The organism is Streptomyces sp. NPDC015130, assembly GCF_043080005.1.
GTDB lineage: Bacteria > Actinomycetota > Actinomycetes > Streptomycetales > Streptomycetaceae > Streptomyces.
The window spans coordinates 1-1,125 of sequence record NZ_JBIBVC010000027.1 but is presented as its reverse complement, the minus strand read 5'-3'; the positions used below and the strand labels follow the sequence as shown (position 1 = coordinate 1,125).

The 1,125-nt window shown below is 77.5% G+C and carries 2 protein-coding genes; one reads left to right on the top strand and one right to left on the bottom strand.

Annotation, left to right across the window (positions count from 1 at the left end; all coding sequences use genetic code 11):
• Nucleotides 1-128 precede the first annotated feature (128 nt).
• Nucleotides 129-521 (top strand): DUF4440 domain-containing protein, encoded by a 393-nt coding sequence (locus ACF08F_RS35760; protein ID WP_392302715.1) that lies wholly within the window; start codon nt 129-131, stop codon nt 519-521.
• Nucleotides 522-556: 35 nt separating this feature from the next.
• Here ACF08F_RS35760 and ACF08F_RS35755 read toward each other — a convergent pair whose 3' ends face one another.
• Complete coding sequence (locus ACF08F_RS35755) at nt 557-985, bottom strand: protein-tyrosine phosphatase family protein (protein WP_392302714.1); 429 nt, start codon at nt 983-985, stop codon at nt 557-559.
• Nucleotides 986-1,125: the final 140 nt, after the last annotated feature.

Genomic DNA, 1,125 nt, shown 5'->3' with positions numbered 1-1,125 from the left:
CCCGCCCCCGGGCGCGGGGGCGCGAGGGGGGGGGGGGCCCGCCTTGGTGTCCCCCGGGGGGGGGGGGGGGGGGGGGGCGGGGGCCCCGGCCCCCCCCCCCCCCCCCCCCGACCGGCCACAATGTCCCCATGAACCGGCATCCCGACATCGCCGAGGCCGTCGCGGGCGAACTGCGCCTGCTGGACCCGGCCGTACGCGTCTCCCGCTCCCGCGCCGCCGAACTCCTCGACCCCGACTTCGTCGAGGTCGGCTCCTCCGGCCGCCGCTGGACGTACCAGGAGATGCTCGCCGAGCTCCCCGAGATGGACGGCGCCGCCGAGGACGGCCCGCGCCACGAGGCCTCCGAGGTCACGGGCGTCCTCCTCGCCCCCGGCCTCGTCCACCTCACGTACGAGACGGTCCTCGACGGCCGGCGGTCCCGCCGCAGCTCCCTGTGGCGGCGGCCCGCCGGATCGGCGGCGGACGCGCCCCTGCGGATGTACTACCACCAGGGCACGCCCGCCCCCGAGGGCCTCGCCTGACGCCCCGCCGGGACGGGAGGTCAACAGCGCCGTCGCTACGCGAAGCGGGAGACGAAGCGCCGCTGCCAGGGCGTCTCCACGGCACGTGACGCGTAGTGCTCGCGGACGTAGGCCACCGCCTCACGGGCGGGCACCCCGTCGAGCACGGCGAGGCAGGCCAGGGCCGTACCGGTCCGTCCGTACCCGCCGCCACAGGCGACCTCGACCCGCTCGTCCGCGGCGCGGGCCCACGCCTCGCGCAGCGCCTCCGCCGCGTCCGTGCGGTCGGACGGCAGCCAGAAGTCCGGCCAGCGGAGCCAGCGGGCCTCCCAGGCGACGGCGGGCGGCTGGTGACCCAGCAGGTAGAGCGCGAAGGCCGGCGACGGCCCCGCCGGAAGAGGCCTCCTGAGCCCCCGGCCGCGAACGAGTCGACCGGAGGGGAGCCGCATGACGCCCTCGGCCCCGGACGTCCAGGCTGTGGTCATGGGGCCGAGCCTAGACGGTCCGTGCCGAGCGGGCAGGCCTCTTGTCCTAGGGCGTGTTGCGAAAGTAGCGCCGGCCGCCCGAAGGGCGGGCCCGACGACGTCTGGTGCGTGCGATCGCAAGGCGGAGGGTCGCCCCGATA